This window comes from Pseudomonas sp. BF-B-30 (assembly GCF_019956305.1).
Taxonomy (GTDB): Bacteria; Pseudomonadota; Gammaproteobacteria; order Pseudomonadales; family Pseudomonadaceae; genus Aquipseudomonas; species Aquipseudomonas jessenii.
Genome location: NZ_JAHBDG010000004.1, coordinates 60979 through 72686 on the forward strand (window position 1 = coordinate 60979; position 11708 = coordinate 72686).

12 protein-coding genes are annotated in these 11708 nt (G+C 59.7%); 5 read left to right on the forward strand and 7 right to left on the reverse strand.

Annotated elements, in window-relative coordinates:
- The first annotated feature begins 50 nt into the window (after positions 1-50).
- From KGB29_RS02570 to KGB29_RS02580, 3 genes are all read left to right on the forward strand, one after another.
- The gene (locus tag KGB29_RS02570; RefSeq protein ID WP_154861805.1) at positions 51-809 is read left to right on the forward strand and encodes a tRNA-uridine aminocarboxypropyltransferase; all 759 of its coding nucleotides are present in this window, start codon (positions 51-53) and stop codon (positions 807-809) included.
- Positions 810-1027: 218 nt separating this feature from the next.
- A complete protein-coding gene (gene erdR, locus KGB29_RS02575) occupies positions 1028-1678 on the forward strand; it encodes a response regulator transcription factor ErdR (RefSeq protein WP_150812921.1) in 651 nt (216 codons plus the stop codon).
- Between the two features lie 75 nt (positions 1679-1753).
- Complete coding sequence (locus KGB29_RS02580) at positions 1754-2116, forward strand: diacylglycerol kinase (protein WP_057716147.1); 363 nt, start codon at positions 1754-1756, stop codon at positions 2114-2116.
- Here KGB29_RS02580 and KGB29_RS02585 read toward each other — a convergent pair.
- Positions 2113-3039, reverse strand: coding sequence for a LysR family transcriptional regulator (locus KGB29_RS02585; protein WP_043302480.1), 927 nt, complete (start codon positions 3037-3039; stop codon positions 2113-2115). The two genes, KGB29_RS02580 and KGB29_RS02585, sit on opposite strands and share 4 nt — an antisense overlap.
- Before the next feature lie 147 nt (positions 3040-3186).
- Here KGB29_RS02585 and fpr point away from each other — a divergent pair, with 147 nt between their 5' ends.
- On the forward strand, positions 3187-3966 hold the full coding sequence (gene fpr / locus KGB29_RS02590; protein ID WP_008054100.1) for a ferredoxin-NADP reductase: 780 nt from the start codon (positions 3187-3189) through the stop codon (positions 3964-3966).
- A gap of 183 nt (positions 3967-4149) precedes the next feature.
- On the opposite strand, the gene tsaA is transcribed toward fpr, so the two are convergent.
- The 6 genes from tsaA to rimO form a co-directional block, all read right to left on the reverse strand.
- Positions 4150-4848 (reverse strand): tRNA (N6-threonylcarbamoyladenosine(37)-N6)-methyltransferase TrmO, encoded by a 699-nt coding sequence (tsaA, locus tag KGB29_RS02595; protein ID WP_090453501.1) that lies wholly within the window; start codon positions 4846-4848, stop codon positions 4150-4152.
- Between the two features lie 185 nt (positions 4849-5033).
- On the reverse strand, positions 5034-5804 hold the full coding sequence (locus tag KGB29_RS02600; RefSeq protein ID WP_154861803.1) for an SDR family oxidoreductase: 771 nt from the start codon (positions 5802-5804) through the stop codon (positions 5034-5036).
- Positions 5805-6023: 219 nt separating this feature from the next.
- Entirely contained in the window at positions 6024-6494 is a 471-nt protein-coding gene (locus KGB29_RS02605; protein ID WP_046041186.1) for a DUF1456 family protein, read from the reverse strand.
- 75 nt (positions 6495-6569) lie between these two features.
- Entirely contained in the window at positions 6570-7280 is a 711-nt protein-coding gene (locus KGB29_RS02610; RefSeq protein ID WP_154861802.1) for an rRNA pseudouridine synthase, read from the reverse strand.
- A 190-nt stretch (positions 7281-7470) separates the two neighbouring features.
- Positions 7471-7944 (reverse strand): GNAT family N-acetyltransferase, encoded by a 474-nt coding sequence (locus tag KGB29_RS02615; protein ID WP_150812923.1) that lies wholly within the window; start codon positions 7942-7944, stop codon positions 7471-7473.
- A gap of 112 nt (positions 7945-8056) precedes the next feature.
- Positions 8057-9394 (reverse strand): 30S ribosomal protein S12 methylthiotransferase RimO, encoded by a 1338-nt coding sequence (rimO, locus tag KGB29_RS02620; protein ID WP_057716142.1) that lies wholly within the window; start codon positions 9392-9394, stop codon positions 8057-8059.
- 292 nt (positions 9395-9686) lie between these two features.
- Between rimO and KGB29_RS02625 the strand changes: the two genes are divergently transcribed.
- Positions 9687-11588, forward strand: coding sequence for a potassium transporter Kup (locus KGB29_RS02625; protein WP_057716141.1), 1902 nt, complete (start codon positions 9687-9689; stop codon positions 11586-11588).
- Positions 11589-11708 lie beyond the last annotated feature (120 nt).

The following is an 11708-nucleotide window of genomic DNA, read 5'->3' on the forward strand; positions in this document are numbered from 1 at the left end:
TGTCGAGTGTTTTTCGTGTCGATTTCCCTTCTCTGTGGGCGTTGCCCGCGATGAGTCATACCCCCGCGCGCTTTGCCTTGAATGCCGTGGCCCGCTTGCGCGATCAGCGCGAAGAGGAGGGCATCAAGCCGATTCAGGCCCGCGGCTGGCGTGCGCCGCGCTGCCGTGACTGCCGGGTGATCGAGAGTCACTGTCTGTGTGCATGGCGTCCGCAGGTCGCTACCCGTTCCGGCGTGTGCCTGATCATGACCAACAAGGAGGTGTTCAAACCGAGCAACACCGGTTGGCTGATTGCCGACGTGGTGCCTGACAACCATGCATTCATCTGGTCCCGTACCGAGGTTGATCCGAAGTTGCTGGCGCTGTTGTCCGACCCGCAATGGCAGCCTTACCTGGTGTTTCCGGGTGAGTACGTCGAACCTGAGCGCGTGACAAACACCGTGGACGTCGATGGCACGAAGCGCCCGCTTTTCATTCTGTTGGATGCGACCTGGACTGAAGCGCGAAAGATCTTTCGCAAGAGCCCCTATTTCGACCGACTGCCGATCCTCAGTCTGTTGCCAGAGAAACTCTCCCGCTACCGGTTGCGCCGCTCGACCCGCAGCGAGCATCTGTGCACGGCGGAAGTGGCGGCGCTATGCCTCGACCTTGCAGGTGATGTCGCGGCGGCATCGGCGCTGGATGCCTACTTCGATGTGTTCAGCCAGCATTACCTCGATGCCAAACATCAGTTGGACATGAACGTTTCGACCCCTGCGCACGCCGAATTGATGCCCTATGTTCAGGTGGCTGCCCCATTGATGGACTGATTGTCGCGCATACTGCAATAAAGTGTACCGGCCATGCTGCTTGACCACCCCGGTTTCGCTGGGCATGCTTGGCGCCGATTAGGGTGCGGCCGGAGTTTTCGGCGCCGTTTTTTGCGCTGAGCGTGCCTTGTCAGTGCAGCTGCGTGGCTGTGCCTTGAGGTGCTTTGGCGTGGTCCGAATGCATCGGGCGTCCCATGAAAAACAGGATCATTTGAAAAATGGCCACATACGAAATCCTGATTGCCGATGACCACCCACTTTTTCGTAGTGCCTTGCATCAAGCGCTGACCCTGGGCCTTGGCCCGGATGTCCGTCTGGTGGAAGTGGCGAGCATCGCCGAACTGGAAGCCCGCCTGACGGAAAAGTCCGACTGGGATCTGGTGCTGCTGGACCTGAACATGCCGGGGGCCTACGGTTTTTCCGGGCTGGTCCTGCTGCGGGGGCAGTACCCGCAGATTCCGGTGGTCATGGTCTCGGCCCAGGAAGAGGCGACCATCATGGTCAAGTCTCGTGAATTCGGCGCCAGTGGCTTCATTCCCAAATCCAGCGACTTGAGTGTGATCCAGAAAGCCGTGCGGGCGGTCCTCGATGGCGACGTGTACTGGCCGCCACAGGCGTTCGAAGCGGTCAGCGTCTCGGATGAAGCCAAGGCGGCCAGCGAAGGGCTTGCCAGCCTCACCCCGCAACAATTCCGGGTGCTGACCATGGTCTGCGAAGGCTTGCTGAACAAGCAGATCGCCTACGAGCTGAGTGTTTCCGAGGCGACTATCAAGGCGCACGTGACCGCGATTTTCCGTAAACTGAATGTGCGGACCCGGACCCAGGCCGCGCTGCTCTTGCAACAACTTGAGTCAATTTCCAGCCATTAAAGGCTGGCAAATTCACGCTTTTTTGACTTTGGTTGAACTAGCTTTCCCACTTCTTTTTTGCCAGTTGCCCACTCTATGTCACCTTTCAAAGGCCAGACCGGCCTGAAACGTATTCTCAATGCTTCCGGTTATTCGCTGGACGGCCTGCGCGCAGCCTTCACCGGTGAAGCCGCCTTTCGGCAATTGGTATTGCTCAACGTCATCCTGATTCCTTTGTCGTTCTTCCTGAATGTCAGCCGGGTCGAACAGGCGTTGTTGATCGCGGTATGCCTGTTGGCGTTGATCGTCGAGTTGCTCAACTCGGCCGTGGAAGCGGCCATCGACCGCATTTCCCTTGAGCGGCACCCGCTGTCCAAGAATGCCAAGGACATGGGCAGTGCAGCCCAGGCCGTGGCATTGAGCATGATTGCCCTGGTGTGGGCGGTGATTCTGCTCTAGGCGATCGTCGGCAGCACGATCTCGTCGCTGCGCTGAACCCCGGCGGTGAAGGCGCGGCACAGATCGAGAAACTCGCGCATCGCCGAGGTCTGATATTTCTGTTTATGCCAGATGAAATAAAACTGTCGCGCCAGATCCAGATCCGGCGTCTCGACAGGCACCAGGCTGCCGCGGCGAAATGCGTCGCGCAAAGCCAGCCTGGAAATGCAGCCAATCCCCAAACCAGACTCCACCGCGCGTTTGATCGCTTCGGTGTGTTCAAGCTCGAGCCGGATGTTTAACGAAGTGCGGTGATGGCGCATGGCTTGATCGAAGGTCAACCGCGTACCCGAGCCCTGTTCGCGCAGGATCCAGGCTTCGTGGCTCAACTCCTCCATGGTGGCCGTGCCACGCTTGGCCAACGGATGCTGAGGGGCGCAAAACACCACCAGTTCGTCCTCGACCCAGCTTTGTACTTCGATGTCCGGATGACTGCAGTCGCCTTCGATCAGACCCAGATCAATTTCATAGTGGGCCACTTGCTGCACGATATTGGCAGTGTTCTGCACATGCAGCTTCACCTGGCTTTCCGGGTGGCGCTGCATGAAGCTGCCGATCAACAATGTGGCCAGGTAATTGCCGATGGTCAGGGTCGCACCCACGGCCAGCGAGCCGAAACCGGATTTGCCATTGAGCAGGTCCTCGATTTCCTTGGCCTGGTCCAGCAGCGCCACCGCTTGTGGCAACAGTTGTTTACCAAGGGCGTTCAGGCTCAACCGTTTGCCGGCACGGTCGAACAACTGGCAGCTGCACTGGCGCTCCAGTTCGGTGATCGAGGTGCTCGCCGCCGATTGCGAGAGGTTGAGCAGACCCGCGGCACGGGACACACTTTCCTGCTGGGCGACGGCGACGAATACTTGAAGTTGACGGAGAGTAAATCGCATATCGATATAACCGATAACCCTTATCTTAATAATCCATTTAACAGATATTGTCTCTGCCTTTAGAATGCGATGCAATTGCGCAGAGCCGGCTTTTTTGCAGAGCAGGCGCCGAACACGCGCAGACCAATCTCCAGGAGTCCCACGTACATGAGCAACATGAACCACGAGCGTGTCCTCAGTGTTCACCACTGGAACGACACTCTGTTCAGCTTCAAGTGCACCCGTGATCCGGGCCTGCGCTTCGAGAACGGTCAGTTCGTGATGATCGGCCTGCAACAGCCCAACGGCCGCCCGCTTATGCGCGCTTACTCGATTGCCAGCCCGAACTGGGAAGAGCATCTCGAGTTCTTCAGCATCAAAGTGCCTGATGGTCCGCTGACTTCGCAGTTGCAGCATCTGAAGGAAGGCGACGAGATCATCATCAGCAAGAAGCCTACCGGCACGCTGGTACTGGATGACCTCAAGCCTGGCAAACATTTGTACCTGCTCAGCACCGGCACCGGTCTGGCGCCGTTCATGAGCGTCATCCAGGACCCGGAAACCTACGAGCGTTTCGAAAAAGTGATCCTGTGCCACGGCGTTCGTTACGTCAACGAAGTCGCTTACCGCGAGTTCATCACCGAGCACCTGCCGCAGAACGAGTTCTTCGGTGACGCGCTGCGTGACAAGTTGATCTACTACCCGACCGTGACCCGTGAGCCGTTCGAGAACGAAGGTCGCCTGACCGACCTGATGCGCAGCGGCAAGCTGTTCAGCGACATCGGTCTGCCACCGATCAACCCGCAGGACGACCGTGCCATGTTGTGCGGCAGCCCGAGCATGCTCGACGAGACCAGTGAAGTGCTGAACAGCTTCGGCCTGAAGGTTTCGCCGCGGATGCGTGAGCCGGGTGATTACCTGATCGAGCGAGCGTTCGTCGAGAAGTGACCGCAGGTCACCTGTAGGAGCGAGCTGGCTCGCGATGGTCGTTAACGATAACGCGGGAAGCTTGATATCCCGCGGCGTCCTCAGGTTTTTCGCGAGCATGCTCGCTCCTACAGAAGATTTGCAGCACATCTAAAAAGCCCGCATGACCTGAGAAGGTCATGCGGGCTTTTTCGTTTCCGGAGTTCAGACCCGCGCGGGAATGACTTCCAGGACGCGGATCAGCTCCGGTGTCGGGTAATGCCAACGCACATCCAGATCCCAGAACTGCGCGCCGTATTCCCGCTCGGGTGCAGGTATTTGATAGGCCGGGCGTGGATCCTGCGCCAGGCATTGCTCGATCAACTCAACCAAAGGCTCCTCAAGGCGCTGAGCGTGCTCGTGAGCCTGTTGCAGCGCTGCGTCAGTCCACTGCACGGGAATCAATAGCGGCGCAGCGCTGGCGATGCTGTTGGTGGCTGTATCGATGATGTCGGCGTAAGGCACGTAGGGTTTTATGTCGAGAATCGGCGTGCCGTCCAGCAAGTCAATACCGGATATCCACAGGCGATTGGCTTCGATCTTGTCCAGCTTGACCACGGATTGACCGATGCCATTGGGGCGGTGGGTGGCGCGGGTGGCGAACACGCCCATGGACTTATTGCCGCCGAGGCGCGGTGGGCGGACCTTCAAGCGAGGTTTTTCTTCCAGGGCCTGGTGGAACAGGAACAGAAGCCACACGTGGCTGACCTGCTCCAGGCCTTGAACCGCGTCCCCTTGATCGAACGGAGCCACCAGTTCCAGCACGCCACGAGCAGCCGGGGCCAGTTGCGGCTGGCGCGGAATGGCGAATTTTTCCTTGAAGCAGGAGCGCACGAAGCCGATGGGGGAAACGCTGTAGGTCATGGTTTGAGGTCGAGACGGGGGAAGAGGCGGGCATGATAACCCGATCGACCTGTGTTCAGTGGTGGCAGTGCCGGCCCTTTCGCGAGCAAGCCCGCTCCCACATTTGAACGGGTTGAAACACAAATATGTGAACAACTCAGGACCAAGGTGGGAGCGGGCTTGCTCGCGAAGGCCGCACCGCCGAGCTACAGGCTGAACCCGCCATCCAAAGGAATAATGTTTCCGGTCATATAGGCTCCGGCAGTACTTGCCAGACTGATCGCCAGCGCCGCCATCTCTTCCTCGCGGCCCCAACGCTTCATCGGGATCAACGCCGTATCCTGCGCCAGCGCCTGGTCATCATTGCCGATGTGCTGGGTCATCTTGCTCGGAAACCGCCCCGGGGCGATCACGTTGACGTTGATGTGCTGGCTCACCAGTTCGCGCGCCAGAATCCTCGACAGTTGGTGCAACGCAGCCTTGCTCGGCCCGTAGGCATACGCCTGCTCGCCGAAGGAGGAAATCCCTGCCACCGATCCTATGTTGATGATCCTCGCCGGATTCGCTTCGGAACCGGCCTTGCGCAGCAGGGGCAGGAACTGCTGGATGCAGTTGAACACCGACGTCACGTTGAGCTGCATGACTTTTTCCCAGCCCTTGATCGGGTAGCTCTCCAACGGTGCGCCCCAGGTGGTGCCGGCATTGTTCACCAGGATGTCCAGATGAGTGATCTGCTCGCCCAGGCGCGTGGCCAGTTGCAGGACGCCCTCTTCGGTGGCGAGGTTCGCCGCGATGGCGCGGCAGCGGCCAAGTGCACCGAGTTCGTCAGCGGTTTGCTGGCAGGCTTCGACGTCGCGGGCGCAGACGTATACGGTGGCGCCCGCCTCGACGTAGGCCTTGGCGATCATCTTGCCGATACCACGGGTGCCGCCGGTCACCAGGGCGGTGCGGCCTTGCAGGGAAAAGTAGGGATGCATGGCGAATCCTGAGAACTGAGGTCTTTACACCCTAGTCGTCAGCCGCCAGAAGCGGAGCCACTATTTTTGCGCGGAATGAGGGGCCATTCGGCCTTGTAGGAGCGAGCTTGCTCGCGATGGTCGATAACGATAACGCGTGCTTGCTGGATAATCGCAGCGTTTTCGAATCCATCGTCGGAACGCCGCCCGGAGCAAGCTCGCTCCTACACAGGAAACGGTTTACTGCGGACGCACTCGCAGGGTCAGGCCCTTGAGGAAATTGCGCAGCAGCTGGTCGCCGCATGGGCGATAGTTGGTGTGACCGAACTTGCGGAACAGTGCGCTCAGCTCAGGCTTGGACACCGGGAACTCGGCAGCCTTGAGGATCGCGTGCATGTCGTCTTCTTTGAGCTCGAACGCCACCCGCAGCTTTTTCAGGATGATGTTATTGGTTACCGGTACTTCGATCGGCTGCGGGGGGCGGCTTTCGTCCTTGCCGCGCTTGAAGATCACCAGGCCGTCGAGGAAGTGCGCCATGACTTCGTCCGGGCAGCGTACGAAACCTTCCTCGTCTTCCTCTTTCTTGTCGAGGTAGGTCAACAGGTCCGGCAGGGTCACGTCCAGGCCGCCGAGCTTGATGATCTCGATGACTTTCTTGTCGCTGATGTCGAGCATGTAGCGCACGCTGCGCAGTACGTCGTTATGAATCATGTGTGCAGTCCTGATATTCAGCTGTGGGCGTCGCGGCCAGGCGCGGCGCCGAAATGGATGGCGGCGAGAAAAGCCTTAGAACTTCTCTTTGCCGGACAGATAGCGCCATTGCCCCACCGGCACTTTGCCGATGGACACGCCACCGATGCGAATACGGCGGATACCGACGACCTTGAGGCCGACCGCCTGGCAGAGCAGGGCGATGATGCCCGGCTGCGGGTTCTTCATGGCAAAGCGCAGACGGTTCTCGTTCTGCCAGCTGGCCTTGACCGCCGGCAACTCCTTGCCCTTGTAGGTCAGGCCGTGGTTCAGGCGGTTCAGGCCGTGGGCCACCATCTCGCCTTCAACCTCGACCACATACTCTTGCTCGATCTTGCTGGAGTCGGCGGTGAGTTTGCGCAGGATTTTCCAGTCCTGGGTGAACACCAGCAGCCCGCTGGCGTTGGCCTGCAGGTCGGTGCTGGCGGTCAGGCGCAGGAAGTGTCCGCGCAACGGGCGCTTGCCGTAGCGGTGCTCTTCGCTCAGGGTCTCGGCGCCGAGGGTGGCCATGGCAGTGTCTGCGTCCATGCCTGCGGGCACATTGAGCAGCAGGGTCACCGGTTCCGGTGCGGTGGCCTTGGCTTCTGGATCAAGCTCGACTTTCTGGGTGTCGACCTTGAATTGCGGCTCGTCGATGACCACACCGTCGACGGTGACCCAGCCGCCCTCGATGAACAGCTCAGCCTCCCGACGGGAACAGCCGACGAGTTCGATGAGGCGTTTGGAGAGACGAATCGGGTCAGTCATGTCAGGGCCGTAACAAAAAGGGGGTGGGCATTGTACCTGCCTGGCGCCGGTTAATCCCGGTTCCATTTACGCAGTGAGGCTTTTTGTGGGAGCGGGCTTGCTCGCGAAAGGGCCATCAGCCTCAACATGTATGTTGGCTGACACACCGCCTTCGCGAGCAAGCCCGCTCCCACATTTGATCTGTGTCGTGTCATCCATGCCGTGATTTTTGCTGGTCCTGACGCAAACGCATGTGCAACAACGGATACGGCTGCCCCATGCCATCGACCTCCGAGCGACCGATGACCTCGAAGCCTTGCTTGAAGTAAAAGCCGAGGGCTTGCGGGTTCTGTTCGTTGACGTCCAGTTCGTCGGCGTTCAGGTGTTCCAGGGCATAGTGCAACAATTTCTTGCCCAGGCCCTGGCCGCGATGGTCGGGGTCGATGAAGAGCATTTCGATCTTGCCGGCCGCGACGCCGGCGAACCCGGTGATGCGCTGGTTCGAATCCTTGGTGCAGATCAGCATCACCGCATCGAGGTAGCGGGTCAGCACCAGGTTCTTCAGCAGTTCGATGTAGCTGTCTGGCAGAAAGTCGTGGGTGGCGCGTACCGAGGCCTCCCAGACCCGGGTCAATTCTTCGTAGTCGCCGAGTTTCGGCGTGTGGATGACCGAATGCTGACGCATGCCCGTCTGCCTCTTATGCAGTGGTTGATAGGAATCCTTCCATGTGCAAACGATAGCCGTAAAAAAGCCCCGCATCTCGTCAAGAGAGCGGGGCTTTGCGCATTTTTTGCGTTTAGATCTGTTCAGCCCACAGATCGTATTCGTCGGCGTCGGTCACTTTGCACCAGACCTTGTCGCCCGGCTTGAGGTTGCTGCCGTTGTCGATGAAAACGTTGCCGTCGATTTCCGGGGCATCGAAGAAGCAGCGGCCGACCGCGCCTTGCTCGTCGACTTCATCGACCAGCACTTCGATCTCACGGCCGATGCGCATTTGCAGGCGCGCCGAGCTGATGGCCTGCTGGTGCGCCATGAAGCGCTCCCAGCGGTCCTGCTTGATGTCGTCCGGGACGACTTCCAGGTCCAGGTCATTGGCCGGTGCGCCTTCAACCGGCGAGTACTGGAAGCAGCCGACGCGGTCGAGCTGGGCTTCGGTCAGCCAGTTCAGCAGGTACTGGAAGTCTTCTTCGGTCTCGCCCGGGAAGCCGACGATGAAGGTCGAACGGATGATCAGGTCCGGGCAGATTTCGCGCCAGTTCTTGATCCGCGCCAGGGTCTTGTCTTCGAAGGCCGGGCGTTTCATCGACTTGAGCACTTTCGGGCTGGCGTGCTGGAACGGGATGTCCAGGTACGGCAGGATCTTGCCGGCGGCCATCAGCGGGATCAGCTCGTCAACGTGCGGGTACGGGTAAACGTAGTGCAGGCGAACCCAGACGCCGAGGGTGCTCAGGGCTTCGCAGAGTTCGGTCATGCGGGTTTTCACCGGCGCGCCGTTCCAGAAACCGGTGCGGTATTTCACGTCGACGCCGTAGGCGCTGGTGTCCTGGGAGATTACCAACAGCTCTTTGACGCCGGACTTGACCAGACGCTGGGCCTCGTCGAGCACATCACCCACCGGGCGGCTGACCAGTTTGCCGCGCATCGACGGGATGATGCAGAAGCTGCAGCTGTGGTTGCAGCCTTCGGAAATCTTCAGGTAGGCGTAGTGGCGCGGGGTCAGCTTGATGCCTTGTGGCGGCACCAGGTCGATCAGCGGGTTGTGGTCCTGGCGCGGCGGCACGACTTCGTGCACGGCATTGACCACTTGCTCGTACTGCTGCGGGCCGGTCACCGCCAGCACGCTCGGGTGTACGTTGCGAATGTTGCCTTCTTCGACGCCCATGCAGCCGGTCACGATGACCTTGCCGTTTTCCTTGATGGCTTCGCCAATCACTTCCAGGGACTCGGCCTTGGCCGAATCGATGAAGCCGCAAGTGTTGACTACCACGACATCGGCGTCCTGGTAGGTGGACACCACGTCATAGCCTTCCATGCGCAGCTGGGTAAGGATGCGCTCGGAGTCGACCAGTGCTTTGGGGCAACCCAGGGATACGAAGCCAACCTTTGGGTTGGCCGGCGCAGGAGTGGTGGACATGTCTAACCTCGGTATTTTGTGACGCCGCTTGCCGGGCAGGCAAAACCGACGGACGGGCGCTTGAACTGCGCCTCTGATCAAAAAGTGCGCAATTCTAGCGATGAGTCGTTCACTTGACCAGCTTTATGCGGGGAAATACGACGAGTGCTGCGCTATGCTTCGCGCCGTTAGGCTTTACAGATTTTTTACTGTCAACAAAACGTCTGTAACGTGAAGTAAAACAGCGCATGCTGCACGACAAAGCATAGTGCTTCTTTCAAAGAAGCCCGGGTCTGAGAAGTAGGAGTGGTGGATGGGTCAGGCAAGTAGTCAGGCTACCGATGCCGAGCATTCGGCGGTGAAGCCGATCGGCATGCTGGTCGCGGCAGTCGGGGTGGTTTATGGCGATATCGGCACCAGTCCGTTGTACACCCTCAAAGAAGTGTTTTCCGGAGGCTATGGCGTGCCGGTCAACCATGACGGGGTGCTGGGGATTCTTGCGCTCATTTTCTGGTCGCTGATCTGGGTCGTCTCGATCAAGTACATGATGTTCGTGCTGCGCGCCGACAACCAGGGCGAAGGCGGGATCATGGCCTTGACCGCACTGGCCCGGCGGGCGGCGGCGGGGCATGCCAAATTGCGCATGTTGCTGGTGGTCTGCGGACTGATCGGCGCGGCATTGTTCTATGGCGACAGCATGATCACCCCGGCGATCTCCGTACTGTCGGCGATTGAAGGCCTGGGGCTGGCGTTCGAAGGTATCGACCATTGGGTCGTGCCGCTGTCGCTGGTGGTGCTGGTCGCGCTGTTTCTGATCCAGCGTCACGGCACGGCGCGCATCGGCATTCTGTTCGGGCCGATCATGGTCACATGGTTCCTCGTGCTGGGTGCATTGGGCGTCTATGGCATCAGCCAGCATCCGGAAGTCCTGGAAGCGATGAACCCGATGTGGGGCGTACGTTTCTTCATGGTCCATCCGGGCATGGGCGTGACGATTCTCGGCGCCGTGGTGCTGGCATTGACCGGTGCCGAAGCGCTGTACGCGGACATGGGCCACTTCGGCCGCAAGCCTATTGCACGTGCGTGGTTCATCCTAGTACTGCCGGCGCTGGTGCTGAACTACTTCGGCCAGGGCGCGCTGCTGCTAGGTGATCCGGAGGCGGCCCGTAACCCCTTCTACCTGCTGGCGCCGAGCTGGGCGTTGATCCCGCTGGTCGGCCTGTCGACCCTGGCCACGGTGATTGCCTCGCAAGCGGTGATTTCCGGTGCGTTCTCCCTGACCCGCCAGGCGATCCAGCTCGGTTACATTCCGCGCATGCACATCCGACACACTTCCAGTGCCGAACAGGGCCAGATCTACATCGGTGCGGTGAACTGGGCGTTGATGGTCGGCGTGATCCTGCTGGTGATCGGTTTCGAGTCCTCCGGCGCCTTGGCTTCGGCCTATGGCGTGGCAGTAACGGGCACCATGCTGATGACCACCATCCTGGTGTCGGCGGTGATGCTGCTGCTGTGGAAGTGGCCACCAATCTTCGCGGTTCCGATATTGTTCGGCTTCATGTTGGTCGATGGTCTGTACTTCGCCGCCAACGTGCCGAAAATCGTTCAGGGCGGTGCATTCCCGGTGATCGCGGGTTTCGCGCTGTTTGTGCTGATGACCACCTGGAAGCGCGGCAAGCAGTTGCTGGTCGAGCGTATCGATGAGGGTGGATTGCCGCTGCCGATCTTCATCAGCAGCATTGCCGTACAACCACCCCATCGTGTTCAGGGCACCGCCGTGTTCCTGACGGCACGGCCGGATGCCGTACCCCACGCGCTGTTGCACAACCTGCTGCATAACCAGGTACTGCACGAGCAAGTGGTGCTGCTGACGGTAGTGTACGAAGACATCCCGCGGGTGCCGCCGAATCGGCGCTTCGAGGTCGACTCCTATGGCGAAGGGTTCTTCCGGGTCATCCTGCATTTCGGCTTCACCGATGAGCCGGACGTACCGCAGGCGCTGAAGCTGTGTCATCTCGATGAGCTGGATTTCAGCCCCATGCGCACCACGTACTTCCTCAGCCGCGAAACGGTCATCGCCTCCAAGCTCGAAGGCATGTCGCGCTGGCGTGAAGCGCTGTTCGCGTTCATGTTGCAGAACGCCAACGGCAATTTGCGTTTCTTCAATCTGCCGCTGAACCGGGTGATTGAGTTGGGGACGCAGGTCGAAATGTAAACCTGATCCTGTAGGAGCGAGCCTGCTCGCGAAAAACCTGAGTTCACCGCGGGCATTCAGGTAGCCAGCGTTATCGTTGACGTCCATCGCGAGCAGGCTCGCTCCTACAGGGATTTGTGG

Coding starts and splice junctions, on each gene's coding strand:
- KGB29_RS02585 (WP_043302480.1), bottom strand. CDS start 3,039: ATGCGATTTACTCTCCGTCAACTTCAAGTATTCGTCGCCGTCGCCCAG.
- KGB29_RS02580 (WP_057716147.1), top strand. CDS start 1,754: ATGTCACCTTTCAAAGGCCAGACCGGCCTGAAACGTATTCTCAATGCT.
- erdR (WP_150812921.1), top strand. CDS start 1,028: ATGGCCACATACGAAATCCTGATTGCCGATGACCACCCACTTTTTCGT.
- KGB29_RS02625 (WP_057716141.1), top strand. CDS start 9,687: ATGGGTCAGGCAAGTAGTCAGGCTACCGATGCCGAGCATTCGGCGGTG.
- KGB29_RS02570 (WP_154861805.1), top strand. CDS start 51: ATGAGTCATACCCCCGCGCGCTTTGCCTTGAATGCCGTGGCCCGCTTG.
- fpr (WP_008054100.1), top strand. CDS start 3,187: ATGAGCAACATGAACCACGAGCGTGTCCTCAGTGTTCACCACTGGAAC.
- tsaA (WP_090453501.1), bottom strand. CDS start 4,848: ATGACCTACAGCGTTTCCCCCATCGGCTTCGTGCGCTCCTGCTTCAAG.
- rimO (WP_057716142.1), bottom strand. CDS start 9,394: ATGTCCACCACTCCTGCGCCGGCCAACCCAAAGGTTGGCTTCGTATCC.
- KGB29_RS02610 (WP_154861802.1), bottom strand. CDS start 7,280: ATGACTGACCCGATTCGTCTCTCCAAACGCCTCATCGAACTCGTCGGC.
- KGB29_RS02615 (WP_150812923.1), bottom strand. CDS start 7,944: ATGCGTCAGCATTCGGTCATCCACACGCCGAAACTCGGCGACTACGAA.
- KGB29_RS02605 (WP_046041186.1), bottom strand. CDS start 6,494: ATGATTCATAACGACGTACTGCGCAGCGTGCGCTACATGCTCGACATC.
- KGB29_RS02600 (WP_154861803.1), bottom strand. CDS start 5,804: ATGCATCCCTACTTTTCCCTGCAAGGCCGCACCGCCCTGGTGACCGGC.